Raw genomic sequence first — 25,556 nt, 5'->3', positions numbered from 1 at the left:
TCTGCCACAGGCTCGACCATTAAAGTATCGAAATTAAGGTCCGGGCGCCTGAGCCTCCCGAAGGGTGCTACCGCATTGAAAAGTTCGAAGCCCATCTCAAAACGCCTTCGGACAGCTGAATCCGGAAAGTGCCGGAAGCAGGAACGGGTTGGGGCCGGAGCCGGTCTGGATCGTATAGCTGACGTCGCGCCCGCCGATCACGAAGCGCGCTTGGACATTATTGTCGGTGCCGGTGATGGACGCCTTGTCCATGAGCCGCTTCAGCGCCCACGGCCCTTCGAACTTGATGGTGGATTCGCGGCCTGGCATCTCCGGCGTCAGCCTCAGGCTGGCGGAACCGGAAGCCGCGCCGCTGGGCCAGGTCACGATGCTCGGCGCGTTGCCCACCTGGTTGCTCTGGACGGTCTGGCCATCGACATCGAGCACCGCGGCATCAGCATCGCCATGCAGTGAGAACGGCGTGAAGGTGATGCTGATCGAGGGCGTCGAACCGCCTTGGGGAAAGAAGGCGCTGCGGATTTCGGCCGCCTGCTGGAAGATTTTCAGCGTCGATTTCGACAGGTCGCGCCCGAAGCGCACATCCTGTTTCCAGCTCCAGTCCTGGCCACTCATGTCGATCAGCGATGCGAGATTCTGCGCGAAGAACCGGTCCAGAAGCCCGCCCGGTGCGAACAGTTTCGCGAAATCCGCCATCGCCACATCCTCGGTGCCATCGCCGGCGAAAGGATAACGGCCGTTGACAGCCGCCTCGCAAGGAGCCGTGACCGCCCGGTCGAGCAGCTGGTTCAAATTCGCCACCGAAGTCTCGGCGACGTTGCCTTCGAATTCGTCCGCCGTCGCATTGACCATTCTGGCGAGTGGCTTGGGCAGGCGCGAGGAATTGGCACGAAGGGTGGCTATCTGCAGCTGCAGATTGGCGTTGACGCGATCCGTCTGCGACGGCACGTCGGTCGCCAGTTGCAGGCTCTTGTAGATGTCGCGGAAGTTCTGGGTCAAGGCATCGATCGGTCGGCGCCCGGCAGGACCGCTCACCAAGGCCTGGAACGATTGGAACTGCGCTTCAATGTTGCCCCCGGGGCTCTGGTTTTGCGCCGCCGCAGATCCCGTGCCGGCACGGCTTTGCGATTTTCCGGTAGCTATTTGTATGCCGATCCGAGCCAGACCCCTGGCCATCGACGGGCCTTGAACCGTGCCGGCTTCAACCCCGGTGGCTGGCTCCTTGCCAGAAGCAGCGCCCCGCGTAAGGGCAGTTTCGGCGGCGATCGCTGTAAACAGCTGTTCGATCGGCGAGGTTGGCGATGCGACGGCGGAAAGCGCGATATAGTGCGGCTTGTCCTTCAGCATCGCTTTGAATTTCAACCCATCGAGAACGCTGTTCCACGCGGTTGCGAACTCCTTGCCATAGCGATCGAGGAGCTGGGGGCCGAGCTTCAGCAACTCCTGATCGATGCCGCCCTGTTCGCCGCCGCCGCCAAGCACCCACTGGTCGTCGACGAGCATCTGCGCAATGCGCGAGAGCTGTCCGAGATAAAAACGGTTGAAGCCGGCATAGGTATAGAGGCCGGGAACACGAAGGCCTGACAGGTCGCCGCCATCGACACGCTCGAATACCAGCGGCGTTTCCGGTCCGCCCTTCGCTGAAACGGAGAAATCATCCAGCGCCGCCGCGTATACGGCAGACCTGATCAGCGCGGAGGCACGGTCGGCAAGGCTCATCCGCCCAAGCGAGCGTTGAGCCGCCTCGACGAGTGGTTGGTTGAGTTGGAAAACCGGATCATAGGCGTCGTCCAGCGCAAGCATGGCGCGCAAGTGCTTTTCAAGTTGCTCGCGTCCTGCGCGGTTGTTTTCGCCTGGATACCGGTTCTGCTCCCAATCCTGCTTCATCCAGGAGACGATCAACGCGTCGTCGACCTTCGGCGCCTTGCCGCCCAGCATCAGATAGATTTTCAACGGCTCGTAGAGCGCGGCGGGATCGGCCATCTTGGCCTGGATCGTCCGCTCCGCCTGGATCAGCAGACGCGATCGGAACATTCGTTCCAGCGCTTGCCGGTAAGCCGTCCTGGATGCCGAAAGCAGTCTTTCCCGTTGGCTGAGGCCGAACGTTTCCTCGATCGGTGTCGGCACGTCGCCGGTTTCGAACCCGGCCGGCAGATCGCGCAACTGGTCGAGTGGGCCAATGACGTTTTCGAGGTCGACATCGTTGACCTCGGTGCTCTTGAGCAGCGCGTCCGCCGTTGTGCGATACTGGCCCATGGCCTGCTTGGTGGAGGCGATCAGCGACCCGTTGGCGATGAAGCTTAGGGCCAGGATGCCGAGGGCCACCGCGGCGATCAACGCGATAGCGCCAAGCCCGGCAAATCTGGCGATCGCCGCCCGCCTTGCCGCCGATTTGTCGTACGAGACCCATCCGGATTCGGCAAAAATGACGCCTGTCAGCAGATCATGCAAAAAGAAGCTCTTGCCGCTTCCGGAAAGATGGGCGCTGGAATTGTTGCCGAAGTTGCGGCTGATCGCGCCCAGCACCTGATCGATGGGCGTTCCCTCCTGCGTGCCTGACGAAAAATAGAGTCCCCGCAGGCTGGCATTCACCTGGCTGCGGCCCGGATCGAGCAGGCCGGCGATAAAACTCGCAATTCGGCCCTTCAGCGCACCGAACTGTGCCGGAAAGCCAAAGACGGATATGCGCGCGACCGGGTCAGCCTCTTCTTGAAGTCGGTCGGGCATCTCCTCGACCAGGCGTCTCGCCAGCGCATCGAATTCGGCCGGGGCCTCCGCGGCCATGTTCTTCGTGCGATCGCTGGTCTGGAATGTCGCGCCCCAGACCTTGCGCCGGCGCGTCTCGTCGAAACCGCCGAAATAGTCCATGAACCCGACAACAAGATCGGCCTTGGTGAAAACCAGATACACCGGAAACTGGATTTTCAGCGTCTCGTGGATTTCGCGCAGACGGCTGCGTATCTCGACGACGTGAGCGTCAAGCTGCCGGTCGTCGAGGCCGATGAGATCGGCAAGGCTGATCGCCAGGATGACGCCGTTTATCGGTTGCCGTGTGCGGCATTTCTTGAGCAGCGACAGGAAGGCGAGCCAGCTCTTGCTGTCGCTCTGGGCATTGGACTCCTGCGTCGTGTAGCGTCCGGCGGTGTCGATCAGCACGGCCTGGTCGGTGAACCACCAGTCGCAGGCGCGCGTGCCGCCAACGCCGGCGACCGGCTGGGCATCACCCGAAACGGCCAGCGGGAAATTCAGGCCGGAATTGACCAATGCCGTTGTCTTGCCTGCGCCGGGCGGGCCGATGATGATGTACCAGGGGACCTCATAGAGGAAATTGCGCTTGCCGCTCGACCGTTTAAGCGCGGCGATCGCCTCGTTCATGCGCGCCTCGAGTACTTGCGAGTCGTCATCCCTGCCGTCGTTGCGGGCAACGGCGATCTCCAGCGCCTTTTGCGCCTTGCGCATCCGCCAGAAACGCAATCCATAGAAGAGCGCCACGGCCGCCACGATCACACCGATGATTGCCGCGCGCAACCAGACAGGTCCGAGGGGGCGGCTATCGGCGAAGCGGATCAAAGGTCCCGCAAACCACACCGCCGCCGCAAATCCGGCCAGCGCGATCATGCTGAATATCCACAGCAGCCAACGCTTCATCGGCGCTTCCAAACGGCCGTGCTCACAATGTTTCCTCCTTGGCGATCATCACATCGACACGGCGGTTAGCGGCGCGGCCTTCCGGCGTTGCATTGTCGGCGATCGGCTCGTCCTCGCCCTTGCCGTCGACGGTCAGTCGCGAGGGATCGCTGAACTTCGGCGCCATCATCGTTTCGACAGCCTTCGCCCGAGCCACGGAAAGGTCGAAGTTGGACTTGAACGGGCTCGATTTTCGCGGCTTCACATTGTCGGTGTGGCCGACGATCCTGATCGGTCCGCGCTCGGGTTCCAGGGCGGCAGCGATATCAGCGGCTATGGGCTGGAACTCTGGTTTCGCATCGGCCTTGCCGGACTGGAACAACAGGAGATTGTTAATTTCCACCACGATGAAGTCGCCCTTGGTGTCCACGGTCAGCCCGCCGGCTCCGACTTCCTTGGCCAGCGCCGAGCGGATGCGATCGATCTGCGTGGTTGTGGCAGGAGGCGGGGTGACTTTCGCCGGCTCGGCTAACGGCGCCACGCTGGCCCGTTCGATGGCGATCGGCGTCGATGGGTTGAGCGCCAGCAATTCATCCGCGGCGGCGTCGCCTTCATTGGTGATGAAGACCCGCAACGCGAAGAATGCGGCAGTCAGCAGCGCTGATGCCGCTGCCGCAACGACCCAGAGCGGCAGGCGCGTCGACGACTGCGTCACCGTCGCCGACAGGCCCCGCCAATGGGGCGAGATGTCTTCGTCCGCGCGGGGCTTGAAATAGCGAAGCGTTTCGAAGACGTCGCGCCGAACACGTTCGAGATTGGTGTCCTCGCGTGTCAGACCGCGATACTGGCCCTCAAACCCCAGCGACAGGCAGACATGCATCAGTTCGAGCAGATCGTAATGTGCCTCCGGGCTGGCTAGGACTTTGTTCAGCGCTTCGAAGAAGCCCGTGCCGTTGGGCTCGACGTGGAAGAACTGCGTCAGCATACTGTGCTGCACCCAGGCGTCTTTTCGTGGCCAAGGCAGGTTGCCGATGAGGTCGTCGGCTGTTTCGCACAGGACAAATTTCGCGATCCGCGCATCCTCTTCCGCGACCCCGGATTTCTCCATCGTTCGGTCGAACTTGTCTATCGCTTCGGCGACATGCTCCGCCAATGGCTCCGCTTGTCTCTCGACCGGGACAAGCCTGAGCTGGCCCAACAGCATCAGCAACGGTGCGGCCGCGGCAAGGATCGGGTTTGCCGCGGAATATCTGACACTTTCGGTGATATTGAGTAGGGTCTCCTGCCGCAGGGCCGGCGCCGGCGCCGCCGCAAGAGGAGTTCCCTGATACATCACGGTCCCGGATGTCCAGCCCGGCGGTGTCTGCCGGCCGACGCCGGGATCGAACACTGTCGAGTCCCTGATCTGCGAGGGTTGGCCGCCATCCGCGACAGGCTCCTGGGGGACCGGCGCCGGCTTTCGCTCGCGTCGTGGCGTGGCGCGAATGACGGTCTTGCCGGCCGGGCCGAAAGGATCGTCTTTCGAGCTCATGGCCAATCGTCCGTCCGCGCCTGACGCCCGCGCTCTTGCCGGCCAGGCGCAAAGCTTCTCGCGGTCAGGCAAAGCAAAGGCAGGCCCTGCAGGGCAGGGCTCTGTCTTAAGGAAAGTTGGCTATATTTTGCTATCCCGCCGTAAGATGACATTGTCGCAGACACCCAGGTCGACCAGCCTTACCCGTTTGGCGAATTGTCGTAAGCGATCGTAATCTCGGAAACTCTCGATTGGAACCGGATGCCACGCACCGAAGAGTTGTCTTCGTTGGCTGCAGCGCCACGGCTCCCCTGAAACGCCTATTTCTGCTTGTCGGCTTTTGCATAGGCTTCGCTGAAATAGGCCAGGAATATGTCCAGCATGCCGTTCTCGTGTGCTTCCTCCATGGTTCGCCAGGTCGTGACAAAAGCGTCCCATGCCTGGCTCTTCTTCGACGAGAACGATGTCGGCGGAAGCTTTCGTCCGATCGCTTCCGGAGACAGGTCGTCAAGCAGCCGCGACAGCGCGGCCTGCATGGCGGCATAGGTGGCGAATTCGTGGGTCTTGAGATCGCGGAATGCATCTTCGATGCTGCGCCTGGCATCGAGATAGCCGGCCCGGCGCCGTGCGAACATGATTTCGAGGATGTCGTCGGTTCCCGGAACGAACTTCAGGGGGTTGTTGTCGGCGGCACTGATCATCGTTCGCTGTGTGCTCTTGGCCAGCATCTTCGCCGCCGCGCGTGCCTTCAGCAGCAATGTCAGTTCCTCGACCACCGTTCGCAGCACCGCACCGATTTCGGCGGCAACTTCATGCGGGTCGCGCGATTGCAGCAATTCCGGCGAAATGCCGGCTCCGATGGCGATTTCCCTCAGCACTTCATCCCTGGTCGAGGGCAGGGGCGGTTGCGACGGGAACGTCGACGCCGCAACGCGCTGCCCGGACTGTTGCTCCGAGGGATCGAAAAACGGCCCATCTCCGAATTCCAGCGAGCGGCCTGCAGCGACCGGCATTTCGCGCTGCGTCGAACCGTGGCTGGGGTGACCGGTCGCAGCGCGCTCCTCATCGATCGACACAAAGACGACATAGCGGCCGATGAGCATCCGGTCGCCATTGGCCAGCCGCTGCGGGCTGGTCATGCGCTGGTTTGATCCGTTGATGTAGGTTCCGTTGCGCGAGACGTCGTGCAGCCAGAACGCGCCTCCCTCGTAGCGGACCTCGCAATGCCGGCCGGAGATGAACTTGTCGGGGTCCGACAAGGTCCAGTCGCAAGCATCGCGTCCGATCTCGAAGCTGCGATCCCGCGCCGCGTAGCCGGCCGAGATGCCCGCAGGCAAGGCGTCGACATTGTTGATTTGCAGACTGATGTACATCCAGGATCGCCGCCGAACACTGACCGATACTCCACATTCTAGCAGTTTGCACATACAACAGGACAGCAGCGTTTCGAGGCGATGCATCGACAGGTTAAGGTTTTCCGCCGTGCGTCCTCTTTGGTCGGCAGGACAACATGTGGTAGGCTCAACACGGCCTGGTGCGGCGGGCTCTCAAAAGTTCCTGGGCAGATGACGGGAGCTTCAAATCCACCGCGCCGGCGGCCGCGTCCAGGAGGGGCTCGACCCATGCCGAACGAACGTGCCACGGTTGTGCAGACGCCGGTCGGCGCCGAACTGACCTTCACGCATCTTGTCGGCCGCGACGAGATTAGCCGTTGCTTTGCCTATACGGTTGGCTTCGTCAGTCCCAGCTCCGAGATCGATCCGCTGAAGATGCTGGGAGGCATGGTTTCGGTCGAAGGGGAATCCGATCCGGAACGCTGGTTCTGCGGCCTGGTGTCCGAGTTTCGCCTGACTCGCATCGAGGACCGGCTGGCCTACTATGAAGCGGTCGTCAGGCCGTGGCTCTGGTTCCTCGGCAACGTCACCGATTGCCGGATCTTTCAGAACATGACCGCTGTCGAGATCGTTGAAAAGATCTTCTCGAAATACGGCACGGCGAAATTCGAGAAGCGGCTGCAAGCGTCGTACCCCTCGCGCGAATACTGCGTGCAGTACGACGAGAGCGACCTGGATTTCGTGCAGCGCCTGCTCGAACACGAAGGCATCTTCTATTTCTTCGAGCATGACGAGGGCAAGCACACGCTCGTACTGTGCGATGCGATGAGCAAGCTGAAGCCGGCGCCGGGCTACGAGAAGATACCTTATAACTTTGAGGGACAGGGCTCGCGGCGCGACGTCGAATACATCACCGAATGGATTCCGGGCAGTTCGGTGCGGCCGGGGGCTTATGCCCATACCGACTATGATTTCCAGAAGCCTGGCGCCGATCTGATGGCGAAGTCCGCCCAGCCGTTCAGCCACAAGGAAGCCTCCGGCGAGAACTATCGCCAGCCTGGGGCGCATCTCGATGTCGGGCGCGGCGACACCCTGGCCGGCATCCGGCGCGAGGAACTCCAGGCCGTGCACCAGCGCATCACCGCGGTCGGAACCGTGCGCGGCCTCCATTCCGGCTGTACGTTCAAGCTGGAAAGCTTTCCGCGCGATGACCAGAACCAGGAGTATCTGGTTGTCAGCGCCGAATACAGGTTGTTCGATCCGGGCTACAGGACCCAGAACGAAGCCCACAGTGAGAATTACAAGATCGTGCTGGGTGTCGCGCCGACTGCCTTGCCGTATCGCGCGCCGCGGATCACGGCGCGGCCGATCATGCGCGGACCGCAGACGGCGACGGTGGTCGGCCCTTCAGGCGAGGAGATATTCACCGACAAATATGCCCGGGTGAAGGTGCAGTTCCACTGGGACCGCCTGGGCAAGAAGAACGAAAACAGTTCCTGCTTCGTGCGTGTCTCGCAGACCTGGGCCGGCAGCGGCTGGGGCTTCATCCAGATACCGCGCATCGGCCAGGAGGTGATCGTCGACTTCCTCGAAGGCGACCCTGACCTGCCGATCATCACCGGCAGGGTCTACAATGCCTCGCAGATGCCGCCCTACGGCTTGCCGGGCAATGCAACGCAGTCGGGGTGGAAATCCAACTCCTCGAAAGGCGGCGGTGGTTACAACGAGCTGATGTTCGAGGACAAGGCCGGCTCCGAACTGGTCAATTTCCAGGCGCAGAAAGACCACAACCTTCTGATCAAGCATGACCGCACCAAGCTGGTCCAGCACGACCAGTCGGACCGCATCGACCACGACGCCAAGCATTCTGTCGGCCACAACCTCGACGAGGATGTCGGCAACAACAAGACGGTCAAGGTCGGCGTCGACCAGACCACGAATATCGGCTCGAACGACACCGAGACGGTGGGCAAGAACCGCTCGCTGACAGTGGGTGCAAACGAGACGATAGGCATCGGTTCGAACTCTTCGGAGACGATCGGCTCCAACCACTCGCAGACGGTGGGGATTGTCCAGACGGTCACTGTTGGCGCTGCTCGCATCGACACGGTCGGGGCGTCTGAGACACGAAGCGTTGGCGGGCCGCAAGAGAATACAATCGGTTCGACACGGTCGGTCACGGTCGGCGCGGCGCAGAGCCATACGATCGGGGCCAGCGACAGCTGGAACATATCCGCCAGCCAGAGCATCGAGATCGGCGCGGACCAGGGCATAAAAATTGGCGGCGCCCAGATGGCCGAGATCACCAAAACCCGCAAGACAGAGATAGGCGTCGACGACAGCACACAGGTAGCGGGCGCACATGAGCTGAAGGTCGGAAAAAAGAGCCTGGTCCAGATCGCCGACGACTCGGCCTTCAACGTAGGCAAGAATTATACGCTCGAGGCGAAGGACTCGATCACGCTGAAGTGCGGAAGTGCGGAGATCATCATGAAGAAGGATGGGACGATCAACATCAAAGGCAAGGATATTTCCATTGATGCTTCCGGAAAGATCAGCGGCAAGGCATCCGGCGATATCCAATTCAAGGGCAGCAAGATCCACCAGAATTAGAGGGACGAAGCATGGCTGAAGTTCGTGATCGCATCGATGGTGTCGTAATCGGCATTTTCCTGGGATTTGACGACACATCGCCGCTGGTCGTCTTTCCTGGAAACCCTGTCGAGACAGCGATCGCCGCGCGAAGCCTGATCAAACTCGATGCCAGCATGATCGGCGCTGAAGTTGCGCTGCTCTTTCGGGAGGGTGATCCCTTGCAGCCGCTGATCGTGGGTAAACTCGTGGAGCCTTCGCGTCGGGCTCACGCGCAGCAGATCGTGCGTGACGGTGAATTGGTCCACATTGTCGGCAATGAGCGCATCGAACTGCGTTGCGGCAAGTCCGTAATCATCATGGAGAAGGATGGCCACATCACCATCCGGGGAACCTATGTCACCAGCCACGCCAGTGCGGCCAATCGAATCCGCGGCGGCTCCGTGAACCTGAACTGATGCCGGTGCCAATCCTCTACGAAATCGTGCGCCAGCATGTGGAACAGGCAGCCTTCCTGTGGACGGTATACCATTACCATTTGCTGCATCCTGATGAAAACCCGGACATGGATGATGAGCGCCTTGCGAGGTTGATAGAGCGCCTTGAAGCTTTTCTCGATGGAGCCAGGGTCGCGGGTGAGGCCGGCCGAAAGATTGCGCAACAGCGCTTCGAAGAGTTCCCGGAAGCGGGAGAACTGTTCGTGGTTCAGATGCTCTCCGCCCAAAAGCCGATCCGCATCATCGACCTTGATCTTGCCAAGGTGCAGCGCTTTATAGAAGTCAATTTGGGAAAGGCCTGAGGTGACCCTCGACAGGGTAACGTTCCGAGGCAGACTATTCCGATCTTTCGAGAAGTTCGGGAGGCACAGGCATGAGAGTCCAGCCCATGCCGTCGTGACGAGCCAAGCCTTCACGATCGAAATACCAGATGATGCCTTGCTTGACCTCGATGTTCTTCGGGCTGCGATACTCGGCGGGCAGGGGTAGGGTGTCCAACAGGGTCAGCTTGGTGTCGAATATGAAGATTGCTGTCTTACCCAACACATAGAGTTTCGAGCTGTCGAGGCGGATACGGAGGAACTTCTCGCGCAAACCTTCGACGGAGGCGTCCTCCATCGTGCCAGGTCCTGTTCCCGTAACAATGGTACCGCCGCCGCCCACGGCAACGAGACGCGATGCGTCCACAAAGACAAGATCATACAAGGACTGATTGTTTGGGAGTTCTGCCTGGCCCCATTCCCCATCGTTGTAGAAGTAGAGGCAACCTCGTGCGGCATGCTTGGGGCGGCTGTGGGTGTATCCGCAGACCGCCAGTTTGTTCGGGCTGATCGCGGCGATGCCCTCCAGGAAATTGTTTGCCATTCCATCGACGTCACGCTCGCAAATCCGGACCCATTCATCCTTCCTGGGTCTGAAATAGACTTGGGAACCGTCGCCGCAAACATAGAGGATGCCCGCCTTCTGGGTGATGCCAAGCGTCGAACCAAGATCCTCGGCATCCTCGCTGAGGACGCCGGCACCGGGGATCTTTTCGTAGTCCACGTCCTCGGTCAGAAAGTAGAGGTCGCCCTCGTTGGTTAGAGCGACGAACACATTCTCGTTGTCGCTCTCGAATGGGTAGGCGCAAACGGAAACGACTGTTCGAGGGATGTCGACATCCGCGACCTGTTGCTCCGTCGTGTCCTGAAACATGAGGAAGCGCGAATACGGATCCTCGTCGTCGAGTTCGGTTGGGACCGCGGCGATAAGATCTGGAGCAATGTAGCCCGACGCTCGTATCTTCATCTGCGTACTCCTGGTGTGTCGGTCTATTTTCTGGGCTTTGGCGGCTTCATCGTCTTCTTGGCCTCCTTGCCGGGCAATGGGTTGGAGGTTCTACCCTTCTGGCTGGCCCCGAATGCGCTTTGCTGCTCCTCCACCGCTTCCTTTGCCTTCTTGATGCAATTCGCATTGAGATCCTGAAGGTCGTCGAGACATGAAATGGTTGCTTCGGTAATCTTGCTCATCGGCGCAACGCCGAGTTTGCCCTGCGCTTTCAACTTGGCTTTCGCATCCGCTAGTTTTTTGCCCTTGAGTTTGGCCAGGCCGGGTCGGCCCAGCGTTACGATCTGCTCACGGTCAGCCTCATGAATCCGTTCGTGATCATCAGGACTGAGACAGATGCATACCCCCTCTCCGAGCGTCGGAGCATTGGCGATGCGCGTCGATGTAACGTCCGCGTTCGCCCGACTACCCGTTCGGAAACACTTGTCCGGTACGATATGGTGTGCCTCGCCGCCATTGTCGTTGCAGACCGCGGCGATCGCGTCATAGGAGCCAATCAGGCATTTTTCCGTGCTGTAAATGACTCCGGCGCCGGTGGCCAGTTTCGGAAAGGTCAGCGTATTTCCCTGCGGTGAAGCATGATTGTTGGTGGACAGGTCCGTCATCCGGTTGACGGGCTCGCCGTCGGCCTTGACATTGCTCGACCAGGCGACGGCGTATTCCTTGCCGGTATTCTTCGATGTGATGATGCCCTTCTTGGTCGCGCAGCCCGCTTCAGTGCCACTTGTCTTGGTGTAGTAGGATTTGTTTTTCTGCGTGATCGTCTGGCCACCGATCTTGACGGTGCTGGTGCCTTTGTCCGTGTCGCTGTCGAAGCCGAAAGAAGGATAGGGAATCGGAACGCCAGGGGGCGTTGCCGGATTCTCCGGCGGCGTGAAGCAGACATCAGGAAAGGCCGCTATGACCTTGTTACCCTGCGCCTTGCAGGCGACTTCCAGACTGTTGGCGTAGACTGTCATCTATGCAGCCCTCGCAGCAAAGATGGCTGCGCCGCACGCGCCGGAGTCTTCGGACGCCTCGATCAGGACCGGATTACCGGCCGCGTAGCCCTTCCTTGCCGCCGCGAAGGCCATGCCGATCATCACAGGCACCGCCGCCGCTCCGATATTTCCAAGCGATTCACCCGGCGACCACAGGTCTTGAAAGTCATGCGCACCCCGCACGAGCCGAAGGCTTGCCAGGGCCGTTTGCTTGAACCAGTACTGCTCTCCGATAAGGTCCGAAATACGGAACCCCAACTGGTTCATCTCGATGCCGGCCTCCTTCAGCGCGTGCCGATAGGCGGTCGTCAACCCGTCCCCGCGCAGCGGTTCGTCAGCCTCGTTGTAGATGTATGCATTCTCTCGGGCGAGGCCCAGACCGTGCAGCCTTAGTCCGGATCCATGACCAGCATGGGTGCACAGCACAGCGGCCGCGGCCTCGCCTGGAATGAAGCCGTTCGGATTGTTGGTGGCCAGCAAGCGACGGTTCGCCAGATAGAACCCTATCGCCTCGGGAGTGAGGTAGCTGTCCACCCCTGCAACAATGACTGCTGAGGTTCCCCCTTCGGCCAGCAGCCGGCGCGCCTGCTCAAGTGCTACCAGTCCGGATGGCCGGCCATGCGATATGGTGCGCGATCGTGGGTCGACGGCCATCTCAAGGATCGCGCATACATTTCGCACGAGCGCGGAGGCATCCTGGACGGGTGAACCAGGCCGCGACGCCTCTGGAAGGCACAACAACATCGGCGTCCGTTCGCGTGCCTGTGGCACCGTGGTGCATATCTCGCTTATCGCGGCCGCCAGCATATGGGTCATACGCTTCTGGCCGATCCATTTTCGCGGCATGGTGACAGGGGAGCCAAGCAGCCACTCGCCTTCATCGTCGGCGTACTGCGTCTCCTTGAAGCCGTCCAGGCGGGCGCGGAGCGCCGCACAAGACGACGGCGCATCAAGGCCGACGGCCGTCACCATCCCGGTCGCTACGATGTCGAGCGCAGCCGTCATGCGTCCTCTGCCTCCGGCTGGATCGGCTCCGCGATCGGCCGGACATATGGCTTCTTGACGGCTTTGGCGTGGAGCATGCCTGGTGTCGGCGGCCCGACCCAGCATTCGGTAAAGTCGAGGATCGTGCGCTGGAGGCGTTGCGACACACGCCAGACCAATGAAAAGCGCCGATTTTCGGTGTCGAACAAAACAGTGTCCGGATGAATATCGGCCTCGAATGCCTTGGTGTAGCCCTTGAACATTGCAACTTTGATGGCCGTGGCTGGCATTCTGAAATGTTCGCGCCCCCTTGGCGTCAAATTGATCAGCTGCATTTCCTCGCCACCGCGCGGCGGATCGATTTGCTGGTCGGGCGGGGCCACCTGGAAGTAGCGTTCGTCGAAGTCCGGCGGCAGAAACGGGAAAATGTTGTTGGCCCAATTGTCGTCATAGGTGCCGCCATATTCGATACGGCCCGGCCAACCGCGGCCCATCGGGCCAAAGCTCATCGGCTTGTAGTCGCCGAAGGGCGAGCGGATCTCTTCGCCGACAGCTTGCGTGTTCGGCAGACGCAGGCCGGGGATGAGGCGCTGGTTCCTGATGCGCGACCACCCGGTTCCGACTGGGTTGTATTTGTAGCTGGCCGGCAGCTTGTCCTCCGGATCCAGCCTGTCGACGCCACCCCAGGCGACGTCATAGGAGATGGGCAGTTTCAGGAAGGGTTGCGGCGATGTGGCGCCAAAAACCGGGCCGATGGCGCGCCATTCGCGGTGGCCGACGACCTCGAACAGTTTTGACCAATTGCCAACCTTGATGCCGACCGGCACGCGCTCGGCCGGGCGCCCGCCCGGCGCATAGGCGCAGCCATTGGCGATCACGTCGCAGCGCGGTTTGCGGAAGGCGAAATCGGTTTCCCATAGCGTGGCGGAGTAGCCGGGTTCACCGGTTTGCGTGTCGGCAAAAACCAGCGGCACCTGTTCTGCCGATCTGTGCACCAGCCCGCCGGGCGTTGCGGGAAAGTCGAACGTGCCCTTGACCACCACGACGACCCACTCACGCCCGGTCGTGTCAGCGCTCACGCTGAACTCGTGCCGGTAACCCATCTGGTTCCAGATCCGCATCAGCTGGTCTCCCAACTGGCGGCGAGAATCTGTTCTAGCGTCGTTTGCGGCGATTGCGGATCGATGTCGAAAATGTCCGAACGGGCTGTCCACATCACCATGTCGCCGATGACTTCTTCATCCGGCTCGACAGGCGGCACCGGCAGTCCGGCCAGCGTGGCATCCAGCTCGTCTGGCGTCAGCTCACCGTTCTGGGCGGCGATGGCCGCCTCTTCGATCGCGGAAAACCACGCCTCGGCGTCGGCCAGCAAAACCGGAGCTTCAGAAAGCTGCGCAACGACGCTCAGAGGAAACTTCCTGCCGACCCTGTCGGCGCTTTGCACAATGATGCCTGCCGATGCGCCGAAGGACGCCGGGCCGGCCAGAAAGCGCAGCGCGGTTGTGCTTGGCCAAATTTCCGAGCCGAACAGCGGGACGAGATGCTGCGCCAGCCAGCGGTCCCAGCCGCGGACAAAGTCGCCCGACAGCCGCCGCGTCACGAAATCGCCGGTGGCGGGCATTTTGCCGTAGAAGCCGGGCAAGGTCATATCTGTGGCGGACATGAGAATTTCTTGAACATCTGCAAATTGTAGGGGTTCTCGACGCTGGCGGCCTTGAGTTCGAAATCGGCCCACATTCCCTTCGTGCCTAGGCGCAGGCTGTAGACATCGGAGAGCGATGTGCCGGCGAAACGGCCGTTGCGCAGCATCCTCAGCCACGCCCAGCTGCCAGTCTCGTTGAGCATGATTTCGGGCGAACCGTCGATCGGCTGGAAGGCGAGCGAGATGACCCCGGTGCCGTCCTTGCCCGGCCAGGTCATCGGTTGCGGCCGCGTCGCATTGTTGAAATAGACGAGGGTCTGACCATCGAGATTGAGCGTGACGCGCGTAACGTTGGGAGACAGGTCCTTCGGTTCGAGCGTGAAGCTCATCACTGGCCCAGTACCACCGGGAAAGAGATCGTCGCGGATATGCCTGGCCTGCTCGAACGCCGCCAGCGCCGAAGGATCGAGGCCGAAATCGGCACGCCATTTCCATGGCTGGCTGGTGGTGTCGACATAGTTGATCAGGTGGTCGTTGATGAAACCGTCGATCAATCCGGCCGGTCCAAACAGGCGGGCGAAATCATGCACATTGACATCCACCGCGCTGTCGGCGCTAAACGGATAGCGGTCGTTCAACGCCGCCTGGCAGAAAGGCAGTATGTCCGCGCGCCAGATGGCGTTGAGCTCCGATGTGACCGCCTTTTGCGTCAAATTGCTGGTGTCACCGGCAATTCCGCTAAGCCAGACATTGATGGGGTCCGGCAGGATCTGTGCTTGCCTCGCGACGGCACCGGTCAGCTCGGCGAGGCCGCCTTGCTTCTTGATGGCATCCTGCGGATTGGGGTTGGCGGTGACCGTCTGCAGGACGTTCGACAGCGCGGTCAGCGCGACAACGGCGGCATCCAGTGCCGGCGGCTGGCCGTCGACCTCGGCAATGGTGCTCTTCAGCGGTTTGAAATGTTCGGCCACCAGATTGCCGGTCAGGTCCACCTCGCTGGCTGACCCGGCGCGGGGCAGCAGCTTCGCACCGCTCGTCGCCAGCTTGCCGAGCTTGCCGAGCTTGCCGAGCAGTTTCGAGGCGCCCTTGGCCGCCGACTTATCGTCGGCGGGGGCCTCATCGGAGCGCGTCAGTTCGGTCTCCTGGACGACCGCCGTCAGCAGCCGTTTCAGCGCGGAATCGGCACTTGAGAGATCCTTCAGATTTTCGCTGGCGACATTGAGATCGGTTAGTGGCGCGAGCCGCATGTCTCGCAGGAAGCTGTCCCATTGTGCGATGTAGTCGTCATAGTAGAGTTTCAGAATATCCTCGGACAGCGCCGAGACCGAGGTCTCGGAGTTTTCCGAGCAGCCGCCGGCGAAAACCGCGCGATCGAGTGCCGCCTGGGCGGCGACATCGTCGATGCGGTCGAGAATGGCGTCGTGGAAGCCGGCATAGGTGAAGGCTCCGTAAATGCCGACGCGAAGTGTCTTGTCGGAACGCCTCGCAAACACCTTGCCACCATTGGGGCCGGCAAAATTGGCAGGGATCCACTCCTTGAGCCCGGCCACCTCCGGATCGGCCAGCAACTGCTTGTAGGCCCGCGCCGGCAACGAGATCGTGCACACCGTTTTCAACGCTTCGGCAACCAGCGCCTGGTCGGGCGCGACATAGCTTTCGTCGACCGCCATACGGCGGATCGCGGCAAGCTGATGCTCTTCGGCATCGGCGGTCGGAAAGGGTGCCGCGGCGGCGAATTCCGGCAGGCTGTTCACCCACCAGTTCTGGGCGAAATCGGTATCCATCTGCGACAGGCCCGTCATCATGCGATAGGTCTTCAACGCGCCGAGCATGAAATCCGGATCGCGGATCTGCCGCCACATGGTCGCCTCGAGCAATGCGACCATGCGTGGTTCAAGCACGTTGCGCAGGGCGTGGTCGTACGTGTCGGCCTGGGCCCGCACCAGTTCCGCCGAGGCCGATGGGCCCAGCAGATCTTGGGCGCTGCCCGGCGGTGCCGTCTTGGCATTCGCGACCGCGTCCATCGCTTCGAGAGCGCCGTCGATGGCGGGTTGCTGCACCGATGCCGGATTTGCAGCAGCGGAAGTCAGGGGCGCTTGCAGCGCTTCGAACTGGCCTGCCTGTGCCGTGATCGCGTTGCGGTTGTCAAAATAGGACCAGGTGAACAGCCCGCCGGCCAGCAAGGCCGCCCCCGCGCATGCAGCCGCCGCACCGCGCCAGATCCAGGCGCGGCGGCGCTGCGCCAGCGGATCGAACGTGCCGAGGCCGGCTTCCTTGAAGATGACCTCGGTGAGCAGGTTCTTCAGGAAGAAGCTGCGTTTCTCGACCCTCGGTGCGGGCAGGGCCCGCCGTGGCGGCAGGCCGAACGACGACGACAGCGCCGCGGTCAGTCGGTCGATGGGCGCTCCTTCCTGCGTCGCCGATGTCAGATAGAGCCCACGCAGCCAGGCGGCCTCTTCATACCGGCTTTCGCCGAACATCGCCTCGATCAGCACCTGGATCGGTTCGGACAGGCTGGACAGTTGGGCGGGAAACCTGAAGATCTCGGCACGGGCGGCCAGTTTGTCCTCATCCTCCAGGCGCGGCACCAGCCGCCGCTCGAGTTCCGTCGAGAGCGTCGAAATTTCGCGTTCGATGGTCTTGGCGTCCACACGCGCATCCAGCGCGAAGGTCGTTCCCCAGACCTGCTCGCGCGCGGGGGTGGACAGGCTGCCGAAGAAAGCCTCGAAACCCTTGATCAGATCGGCCTTGGTCAGCATCAGATAGACCGGGAGGCGGATTTCGAGCCGGTCGTTGAGTTCGGCCAGCCGGCGGCGGATTTTGCGGCCATGTGCCTTGATGGCTTCGTCACCCTCCGAAAGCACGTCGATCGACAGCGCGACGATCACACCGTTGAGCGCGCGGCGGCCGCGATGCTTCTTCAGAAGGTCGAGGAAGCCCAGCCATTCCGCCGCGTCGACATCGGGCTGGCTCTCCTGTTGGACATAACGGCCGGCGGTGTCGATCAGAACCGCGTTCTCGGAAAAGAACCAGTCGCAGTTGCGCGTGCCGCCGACCCCTTGCAAATCGTCGGTGAGGTCGATCGGGAAGTTCAGTCCGGACTGCCGCAGGGCCGTGGTCTTGCCGGTGGCTGGCGGCCCAACGATCACATACCATGGCATCTCGCGCAGGAACTTGCGCCCGCCGAGCTTGCGGCGCTTCAGTTCGGCCATCACCTCGGCGAATTTGGCACCCACGGCCGCGACGTTTTCTTCGCCAGGCCCGAGGGGCTTCTCCGCAACTGGTGGGGCGATCTCGGCGACGAACATGCGATTGGCGCGGATGGCGCGGCGCTGCGCGATAATCAGCCAGACCAACCACAGGATGATCAGCCCCGCGATCATGGCAATGCGCACATTGTCGGAATCGAAAGGCGAATAGGGACCGATCCTGACGATCGGACCGAACACCCAGATCACCAGCGAAAGCAGCGTGATGCCGATCAGCGTCCACAGCCAGCGCGATGTCAGGACCGCCCACAGGAAGCGCAGGATGAACATCTCACAGCCTCTTTTCGACGAGCACCTCGACACGGCGGTTCAAGGCTCGCCCCTCGCGCGTGCTGTCGCTGGCCACCGGGTCGGTGGCCGCGCGGCCTTCGGAATGAACGCGGTCCTGCGGCACCCCGTTCTGCACCAGCATGTCGGCGATCGTCTGGGCGCGCGCCTCCGACAGTCGCTGGTTGGTCGACAGCGGATTGGTCTTTTGCAGGGGAACACCGTCCGTATGACCGATCACGGTGATGTTTCCGATCAGCTCCTGATTGGCGAGGATTACCTTGGCGATCGAACCGATCAGGGGCTCGAAGCCGTCGCTCAGTTGGGGCCGCGACGACTGGAACAGTTCGGGGTTGGAGGCCTGGATGATCAGCTTGGCCAACGAAACGCTTTCGGTGCCGCTGAGGGCGGATTTGAGCTCGGCCGGCGCCCCGGCCTGGAATTCTGGCAACAGCGCAAAATCCACTTTTTCAGGGGGCGGGGCATCGACCTTGGGCGACGTACGGCTGATATCGCCGCGTGTGGGCGGCGGCAGAGCGCGCACAAGGGCGGAAAGCTCGACTGCCTGGCCGCTCAGCCCCATCGACAACCCGATATGGATGGCTGTGGCAACAACCGCCGCGCCGAGCGCCATGACCCAGATCGGAACGATGAAGCGCTGCGGCTCGTCGGATGCGATGACGCCCTTCCAGTTTGGCGACAGCGGCGCACCTTCGGCATCGGCATCGCGCAGGAAGCGTGCCGCGGTCAGGCGAACCGCATTGAGCGAGCGATCGCCTGACCGGCCGGGCACTCGATATTTTCCGCGGAAGCCGAGCGCCATGCAATCATACTGCAGCTCCAGCAATTCGCGATCGCGATTGGGATGGCGCTCCAGTTCGTCGAGCCGCGTGAAGAACTGCGTGCCGGCATCGACATCGCCCCGCAGCATCACCACAAGCGGCTGGCGCGGCCAGGCGCTGGCTCCGCCCCATGGCGTGTTCAGAGCTAGATCATCAAGCAACGCCGCCACGACCCAGGCTGCCTGATCGGCCCGCTCCATCGAGGACCCTGTCGACATTGCCGTGTCGCGTGCCCGAACCAGTTCCTCAAGCAGCCGGGTGCGCAGCGTTTCCGGGTTCTCCGGCGCCAGTGCGCTTTCAAGCTCCGGCGCGAATTCCAGCAAGGGCGCGAATGCGTTGACGAGCGCATTCGGGTGGGTGCGCGACCGCTTTACCGCCGCGCCCGGCAACAGCGGCGCCATCGGCCTCGGCGTCGGCGCGCCGGTCAGCCGTATGCGGGTGCGTTCGCGATCCTCCGACAGTCCGAAAGGATCATCGCGGCTCATGATCTCACCTGTTCACCGAGTAGCAGTCCACCTGCGGCTCGCTTGGCAACACGCCCGAAACGCCGATGACGAAGCCGGGAGCATCGAGCAGCGACGCCCAGTGCTCGCTTTTCTGGTCCAGCTCAAGGCATAGCCGATCGCCATCGTAGGGAATCTCGCGCGGCTGGGAATGAAGCGGTTTCAGCGGAATGCCGGGCAAACGCGATTTCCACAGGCCTTCGAACTGGTCGGCCGAACCGACTGTCGCCTGATTGACGAAGATCTTGCGTAGCGCGTCCTCCGACAGCTCCGAACCGACCCGGATGACGATGCGGCTGGCCACCAGCAGCTTCGGGTTGTCGATGCGGATTTTCCAGACATTGGTCGAATGCCGCATGACCGGCAGCGCACGCGATTTCGGTTCGATGTAGCGCAGGCTGAGGATAAGCGAGCGCAGCGCGTCGGCCAGCGCCATGTACGCGGGCCCCGGTGCCATGTGGTCGTAGGCGGGCAACTCGCCCAGCCGCCGCGCGCTCGATCCATAGGTCGCCATCGAACCGGCGAGTCCGGCAAGTTCCAGGTAAAGCTCGGCAGGATGGAAGACATCCTGCGCCAGCATGTGGGCCAGCCGCGGGCGCGCCGCATTGGCGAGGTTGAGCATCAGCAGGTCTTCGACGCTGCGCCCCGGCCCGCCCATCACCATCTTGCCGTGCGCCTCGGCGATCTGGTCGAGCCCCGTGACGACTTCCAGCAGCAATTGCCGGTACCAGGCCACGGCGCCGGTTACCAGTGTCGGCGGCAGGAAGGTCTCGTCCAGCGCGACGCCGCCATCGGCTCGAACCCCCTTGAGGTCGGCGATCGGCAGGGCGGTGTAGCCACCGACGGACTTGCCTGGTGCGAGCAGCAGCGCCTGCGGAACGGCGATTTCGATTTCTTCAGGGTCCGAACCGCCTTGGACGGCGTCACGTACCGAGACGATCCGCCCATGATAGCGTGCCCCCGAAGTGGCGGCGTGTGCTGGATCGAAGCCGACACCGCCGGGCGGTTCGAGCGGCAAGGCCACCAGCACCGGTCCGGCAGCCGTGTCTGGCGTCACCGGCAACGGCCGCGGCGCGTCCATCATCTCCGGAATGGCGAAAGGTGTTCCGTCCGGGAAGATGCCGCGAGCGGACAGGATGGCGATCTGGCCTGCATCGAGTAACGCCTGGTCCAACGTCAGCTGCTGAAAGCCGAACGTATGCAACTGCCCGGCCTGCAACGCGCCGCGCACGGTCGCCTCGAAGAAACGATCCTGCTGCTGAAAATGCTGGGTCCGCAGGAAAAGACCCTCGGACCACAGCACCCTGTTTGCATCGCTCATGCCGTTACTCTCTGCATTGAGCTTCCCTTGCCCTGGCCGCTAGGCGGAGATACCGCCCTTCCCAATCGTGACATTGATCGTGAATTTTGATCCCGACGACACCGACTTGGTTGTGCGCCAGTTCCTGCCGGTGGGCTCGCGGATCAATGCGACGAAGCCCAGCGCTGTCGCATCCGGCTCGACGGTGATGGTCTTGGACGCGGATTTTCCCGGCCCGACGGCGATCTGGTCGGATCCGATGAGATCGCCTGCCAGCGCCGATCCGGCATCGCCCTGCAGGGCAAAGTAGTCGGCGGAATTGAATTTGCCGGTGCTGCGCAGCCGCATGACGAGAACCGTCACCGGCCGGTCGCCGCCGCCTGGTCCAGGGTTCATGCCTGCCCCACCTGTCACATTGATGGTGATTACCGAAGGTTTCGGCGGACCGCTCTGGCAAGCCGCAAGCAGTCCGGTTGCGCCCAGGGCAACGATGAATTCGCGTCGGTCGATCATGTCTCACTCCTCCTCATATGCATCCCGAAAATCGGCGCCGATTTCGCCAAGAAAGCTTTTTTCCGCACTCTCGGCGATTTCACGATGGCGTTTCTGGTAGAGCTCCCACAGCTTGGCGCCGCGCCCGCCCGAAAGCAGGGTGCCGATCGCGGAATTCGATTTGAGCTCCTGCTCGATCGCTGCCGGCTCAAAACGGTCGACCATCCGCCGCAAGGCGGCCTGCACGCCGCGCCAGGCGCGCACGTGATGTTGCGCGAGATCGCGAACCGCGTCGGCGATTGCCGCTTCGCCGGCGAGAAAGCCGGGGCTGCGTTCGGCAATAAGAGTGACGATGGCGTCGTCGACCGTCGGCAGGAACTTCAGTGGATTGACTTCGGAAGCCCCTACCATGGTCTGGGCGACACGGGCATTGCCCTTTTCCTCGGCCCGCTTGCGCAGAAGCTGCATCAGGCCTTCCATCATCAGCCGGTATTCGCGGCCGAACTTCTCCATTTCCGCGATGCTGTCGCGGCCAGGGAAATCGGCTTCCTCGACGCCCATGCCGTGCAGGAATGCGGAGCGAAGCGCCTTGTCGCCCGGCCGGGCCACTGCCGGCTGGCGGGCGGGCGTAGCAGCAGCACCTGTCCGCGCCGGGACGGGGCTATCAGCCGCCTGCCCGGGAAAATCCCAGGGATTGGCGGGTCGCTGGGCGACGCGCTCGCGCTGGCCAGTCGAACCGACGCCGTTTGCCGAACCGGTCGCGGCGGCGGGTCCGAAACCAAAATCATCGCTGAAATCGGACGGTTTTCCATGAGCGAGTTGGGCTTCACGTCCGAGGGACGGCACGGGGTCGAGGCTGAATGGATCCGTTTGGCTCGCCGCGCCGCCCGGTTCGAGGTAAGGGGTGGCGTCTTTCGCCACAGGCGTCGAAACCGGATCGAGGCTGAACGGGTCATCGAAAGCAGGCGAACTGCGCCGGCTGGAGGCGGCACGCTCGAACGCGCCCGCAACCGGCTGCTCGAACGGATTCGGCAGATCAGCCGGACGTGGCCATCGCGGCTCCTCCTCGACCTTGGCGGAAAAGAAGTCGTCACGGCCGATGCTCACCGGCGCCCGCGATGCCGGCGGCAAGCGTTCCGCAACCGGCTGGCTGGCGGCAGGTGCCTGGGCAGTTGGCGTCTGTAGGTCGACATGGACGACGTAGTCGCCAAGTCTCAGCCGCATGCCGCTTTGAAGGCGCGTCGACTGGCCGGCACCAAGCGGGCTGTCGGAGTCGTTTATGAAAAGTCCACTGCTCGACATGTCTGTGACGAAATAGCCGTCTCGCCCGCCAGTGATCTTGCAATGGGCGCGGGAAACGAACATGTCGGGATCGTTGATCTGCCAGCCCGCGTCCGCACTGCGGCCGATCACCAGCTCACCTTCGTCAAGCCGGGTCTGCCGTACCGCCTGGGTGCGTGGCCCTTGCTCCAGCGTCAGCAGCAAGCTCATGCCGCGACCCCCGCCATTTCCGGCCGCCATCCGACAATTGTCCGCAGCCGCAGATCGTCAGCATCGCCCCTTTCGGCGGGCCGCGCAAGCCAGGCGGTCCGGCCAAGCTGGACCGCTCCGAGACGGGGTGGAGGCACCGCTTCAAGCGCCAGCACGATGCGCAGGTCGACGTCGAGTGATTCCCCGACCATGTCGCGAACGGCGTGCTTGAACAGTTTGAGACGCGCGCCTCCCGGTAGGAAGGCCTTGAACTCCTCAAAGGAGAGAGGGCCGACGCGCAGCTCGATCCTGCTTTGGCGGTTGAAAACGCGCGGGCCGATCGTCGCCCCCCGGCCGAGCCCCGCATAGGCTTTTGCGAGGCGGGTCTGCAGCCCGGTTGGTATGGTTATCCAGGCGGCGATGAACTCCTTGATCTGAACCGGCACCCTGAACGCTTCCGCCAGAAACAACGTCAGCCGTTCCGGACCGTCGACCTGGCTGGCGAGCGCTGCGGCTTGACGAAGCTTAACAATGTCGAGATCAGGATTTTTGGCGCCGGGAAGTCCGATCCCCGCCATCGCTTCAAGCATGGCGCGAACGCGGCCGCCGACCGCGCGCTCGACCTGGACCGCCGGATGCGCATCCGCCCAGGCCCGGTAATAAAGGGCAATCATACGGTGCTGGAGGATGTTGACGAAGTCTACGAAGGTCGTGTCGCTGGTCTGCTGTGCGTCGGCACCGGCGAACCAGCGCTGCGACAGGCGGTCAAGCACCCAACGCGTCAGATGCAGCGGCATCGGCCCTTCGGGCCCCAACAGACCGAGATTTGAAACGGTGACTCGGGCCGGTGCCTTGTCGGTGGCCTCGCGGAATTGCGCCAGGTCCCGCGCGGAAAAGGCGAGGCGCACATGCTGGCCGAGCCTTGCCGGCTCGCGGTCGGGGCGCCCTGAATGGCCGAACAGACCGCTCCGCTGTTCGAGACGGCGCAACAGTTCGAAAAAGTCGAACGCCTCAGACAGACCTTCGGCCCGGTCCGGGCCGCTACTGTCTAGATCAGGTAGCGATTGCCGGGCGTCATCGGCCATGGCACATCCTCCTGCTTCTGCAGCAGCCGCGTGCGGGTTCGCACGAAGCCGTTTATTCCGGCATGACGGGCAAACAGCCGCGCCAGCAAGGCCGAAAGCAGCAAGGTGCTTTGCCCGGCCAGCACCGACTGATCGACATGCAGCGTCACTTCAGTGCCACGCCCGAAGCACATCGGCCCGTCGATCTGCAGCCGTTCGATCACCGACCGCGAGTCGATGCGCACGATCGAGTGGACGTTGCGGGCAAGGCTCGGATCGCCCCGGTCGGCATAAAGATCAAGCAGCGCATGCAGCGGGTCGACGCCGCGGCCTTCCTTGGCGAGGCTGAGAAAGTTGAGCGCCAGCTGCGCCACCAGTCGCCAGGCGAGATCGTCGGCCCGGGAATCGCCTTCGGCCCCGGTGGGCAGTGCCGCGGGGATGGCCGGCTGCGGCGGACGCAACGCACCGAGCAGGCGAACAGATTCGACCGGATCACCGGCCTCCAGCGTCAAGGTCGGATTGTCGTCGAGGATCGGCAGGTCACGGTTGGTGCAAAGCGCCATGATGTCGAGACGCTTCAACGGCCGGTTCGCGGCGGTTCCAAGTGGCCGGGATACGGCCAGGAAGACATCGTCCCCGGTGTATGACGTGCGGGTCAGCCCATCGCGCCGTTCATCCTCAGTCGCCCGGCGTGGGCGCCGTTCCGTGGAATAGACCCAGCCACTGCCGCGGTTCTGCCCGAGGCTGAACAACTCAGGTATCTCGGCGTCGCTGCCTTCACTGTCGGCATCTTCGACGCGGAGGACACGATAGATCTCAAAGTCGCGCGCCCGCGTGCGGTCGGCGTGCAGCACCTGCCGCGTCTTGCGCGCGTCGAGTTCGACGACGTTGCACTCGCGCTCGAACAGATTGATGATCGGCGTCGCAAAAAGTTCGAAATCCGCCGGCGTCAGATCGGCGAGTTCGGGCGCCGGGCGGCGGAACAGGAAGATGATCTCGAGTCCGCCCTCGCATTTGCGCACCACCGGCTGCAGCGCCGAGACCCTCACATAGTGAAAGCGTTCCGGCATGACAAAGTATTCGCGCAGCAGGCGGTACCCTTCGAATGTCGGGCGGGTGCGCGGCATCAGGGCCTCGTCGTCGCTGATGCCGACCATTTCGGGTGCCGGCAAGGGCGACAGCCGGTTGGTCTTGCCTTCCGGCCTTGCGCCTATGGCCACGCAGGCGCCGAAGATCGCATCGAACAAAAGCGGCGCCTTGGTGCGTCCGGCAAAGTAGAGGTCAAGCTGGTCGAGCGCCAATTCGTCGAGTTTGCCTTTTCCGGTCCGCGTCAGAGCCAGACGCAGCGCCGCCTCGCCGCCGGTGTCGCCGATCGGCCCTATGCCGGCCGCCGCCAGCGCACTGCGATCCTGAAAATAGCTGACCGAAGTGATTGCTATCGGCCACAGCGTCATGTCTTGCGCTGTGGAGAAGGTGCAGCGCGTCGACAGGCCGGGCTGCAGGCTGGAGACCAGCCGCGTGTTGCGCTTGACGACGTGGCCGGCGGGCATGGTCTGCACCTGCTGGCCGGGTTTCAGCACGGCCATCGCTGTCGCCGGCGCCGGCGTGACCAGATCGGGATAGAGAACATCGAGCACGCTGCGCGAAAATCGCGAGCGCTCGGCGTCGACTTTCAGCCGGGTGCGTGCGGCGAGGAAGGCGACGCCGTCCAGCAGCCGTTCGACATAGGGATCCGGGCAGGGCACAGTATCGAGGGACAGGTTGCGCGCCACTGCCGGATGCATGTCGGCAAATTCCGCCGCAAGGCCGCGGATATGGGTCAGTTCCTCCTCGTAATATTCGACGAAAACCCGATCCATC

Annotated in this window: 18 protein-coding genes; 3 read left to right on the top strand and 15 right to left on the bottom strand. The window is 62.6% G+C overall.

Features of this window, described 5'->3' with window-relative positions; genetic code table 11:
* Positions 1 to 96 precede the first annotated feature (96 nt).
* The 3 genes from tssM (EN808_RS27280) to tagH (EN808_RS27270) all read right to left on the bottom strand — a co-directional run bounded on the left by tssM (EN808_RS27280) (position 97) and on the right by tagH (EN808_RS27270) (position 6,507).
* The gene (tssM, locus tag EN808_RS27280; protein ID WP_135917253.1) at positions 97 to 3,645 is read right to left on the bottom strand and encodes a type VI secretion system membrane subunit TssM; all 3,549 of its coding nucleotides are present in this window, start codon (positions 3,643 to 3,645) and stop codon (positions 97 to 99) included.
* A 22-nt stretch (positions 3,646 to 3,667) separates the two neighbouring features.
* Positions 3,668 to 5,155 (bottom strand): type VI secretion system protein TssL, long form, encoded by a 1,488-nt coding sequence (gene tssL, locus EN808_RS27275; protein ID WP_135880697.1) that lies wholly within the window; start codon positions 5,153 to 5,155, stop codon positions 3,668 to 3,670.
* A 299-nt stretch (positions 5,156 to 5,454) separates the two neighbouring features.
* Entirely contained in the window at positions 5,455 to 6,507 is a 1,053-nt protein-coding gene (gene tagH, locus EN808_RS27270; RefSeq protein ID WP_135917252.1) for a type VI secretion system-associated FHA domain protein TagH, read from the bottom strand.
* A gap of 249 nt (positions 6,508 to 6,756) precedes the next feature.
* Between tagH (EN808_RS27270) and tssI the strand changes: the two genes are divergently transcribed.
* The 3 genes from tssI to EN808_RS27255 are packed head-to-tail and all read left to right on the top strand — an operon-like array spanning position 6,757 to position 9,859.
* On the top strand, positions 6,757 to 9,081 hold the full coding sequence (gene tssI, locus EN808_RS27265) for a type VI secretion system tip protein TssI/VgrG (protein WP_135917251.1): 2,325 nt from the start codon (positions 6,757 to 6,759) through the stop codon (positions 9,079 to 9,081).
* Positions 9,082 to 9,092: 11 nt separating this feature from the next.
* On the top strand, positions 9,093 to 9,518 hold the full coding sequence (locus EN808_RS27260) for a DUF6484 domain-containing protein (RefSeq protein WP_135907062.1): 426 nt from the start codon (positions 9,093 to 9,095) through the stop codon (positions 9,516 to 9,518).
* Positions 9,518 to 9,859 (top strand): hypothetical protein, encoded by a 342-nt coding sequence (locus EN808_RS27255; protein WP_135880693.1) that lies wholly within the window; start codon positions 9,518 to 9,520, stop codon positions 9,857 to 9,859. Before EN808_RS27260 ends, EN808_RS27255 begins: the two co-directional genes overlap by 1 nt.
* Before the next feature lie 34 nt (positions 9,860 to 9,893).
* Here EN808_RS27255 and EN808_RS27250 read toward each other — a convergent pair whose 3' ends face one another.
* The 12 genes from EN808_RS27250 to tssF are packed head-to-tail and all read right to left on the bottom strand — an operon-like array spanning position 9,894 to position 25,555.
* Positions 9,894 to 10,844, bottom strand: a complete 951-nt coding sequence (locus EN808_RS27250) for a hypothetical protein (protein ID WP_135917250.1) — start codon at positions 10,842 to 10,844, stop codon at positions 9,894 to 9,896.
* Between the two features lie 23 nt (positions 10,845 to 10,867).
* Positions 10,868 to 11,842, bottom strand: coding sequence for a DUF4150 domain-containing protein (locus tag EN808_RS27245; protein ID WP_135880691.1), 975 nt, complete (start codon positions 11,840 to 11,842; stop codon positions 10,868 to 10,870).
* Positions 11,843 to 12,868, bottom strand: a complete 1,026-nt coding sequence (locus EN808_RS27240) for a beta-ketoacyl synthase N-terminal-like domain-containing protein (RefSeq protein ID WP_135880690.1) — start codon at positions 12,866 to 12,868, stop codon at positions 11,843 to 11,845.
* Positions 12,865 to 13,968: a DUF2169 domain-containing protein gene (locus tag EN808_RS27235; protein WP_135917249.1), complete on the bottom strand. Its 1,104-nt coding sequence runs from the start codon at positions 13,966 to 13,968 to the stop codon at positions 12,865 to 12,867. The genes EN808_RS27240 and EN808_RS27235 overlap by 4 nt, the downstream gene beginning before the upstream one ends.
* Positions 13,968 to 14,495, bottom strand: a complete 528-nt coding sequence (gene tagF / locus EN808_RS27230; protein WP_135907063.1) for a type VI secretion system-associated protein TagF — start codon at positions 14,493 to 14,495, stop codon at positions 13,968 to 13,970. Before tagF ends, EN808_RS27235 begins: the two co-directional genes overlap by 1 nt.
* Entirely contained in the window at positions 14,492 to 18,028 is a 3,537-nt protein-coding gene (tssM, locus tag EN808_RS27225; protein WP_135880687.1) for a type VI secretion system membrane subunit TssM, read from the bottom strand. The genes tagF and tssM (EN808_RS27225) overlap by 4 nt, the downstream gene beginning before the upstream one ends.
* 1 nt (position 18,029) lies before the next feature.
* Positions 18,030 to 19,352 (bottom strand): type IVB secretion system protein IcmH/DotU, encoded by a 1,323-nt coding sequence (gene icmH / locus EN808_RS27220; RefSeq protein WP_135880686.1) that lies wholly within the window; start codon positions 19,350 to 19,352, stop codon positions 18,030 to 18,032.
* A 4-nt stretch (positions 19,353 to 19,356) separates the two neighbouring features.
* Positions 19,357 to 20,691 (bottom strand): type VI secretion system baseplate subunit TssK, encoded by a 1,335-nt coding sequence (tssK, locus tag EN808_RS27215; RefSeq protein WP_135880685.1) that lies wholly within the window; start codon positions 20,689 to 20,691, stop codon positions 19,357 to 19,359.
* Positions 20,692 to 20,730: 39 nt separating this feature from the next.
* On the bottom strand, positions 20,731 to 21,183 hold the full coding sequence (gene tssJ, locus EN808_RS27210) for a type VI secretion system lipoprotein TssJ (protein ID WP_027059521.1): 453 nt from the start codon (positions 21,181 to 21,183) through the stop codon (positions 20,731 to 20,733).
* 3 nt (positions 21,184 to 21,186) lie between these two features.
* Positions 21,187 to 22,653 carry a type VI secretion system-associated FHA domain protein TagH gene (gene tagH, locus EN808_RS27205; RefSeq protein ID WP_135917248.1) on the bottom strand — a complete coding sequence of 489 codons (1,467 nt, stop codon included), beginning with the start codon at positions 22,651 to 22,653 and terminating at the stop codon, positions 21,187 to 21,189.
* Positions 22,650 to 23,717, bottom strand: coding sequence for a type VI secretion system baseplate subunit TssG (gene tssG, locus EN808_RS27200; protein WP_135880683.1), 1,068 nt, complete (start codon positions 23,715 to 23,717; stop codon positions 22,650 to 22,652). The genes tagH (EN808_RS27205) and tssG overlap by 4 nt, the downstream gene beginning before the upstream one ends.
* Positions 23,681 to 25,555, bottom strand: coding sequence for a type VI secretion system baseplate subunit TssF (gene tssF, locus EN808_RS27195; protein WP_135917247.1), 1,875 nt, complete (start codon positions 25,553 to 25,555; stop codon positions 23,681 to 23,683). The genes tssG and tssF overlap by 37 nt, the downstream gene beginning before the upstream one ends.
* Position 25,556 lies beyond the last annotated feature (1 nt).

This window comes from Mesorhizobium sp. M8A.F.Ca.ET.165.01.1.1, assembly GCF_004792065.1.
In the GTDB taxonomy this organism is placed as follows: domain Bacteria; phylum Pseudomonadota; class Alphaproteobacteria; order Rhizobiales; family Rhizobiaceae; genus Mesorhizobium.
The sequence above is the reverse complement of the archived record's forward strand: the minus strand, read 5'-3'. Positions and strand labels throughout refer to the sequence as shown.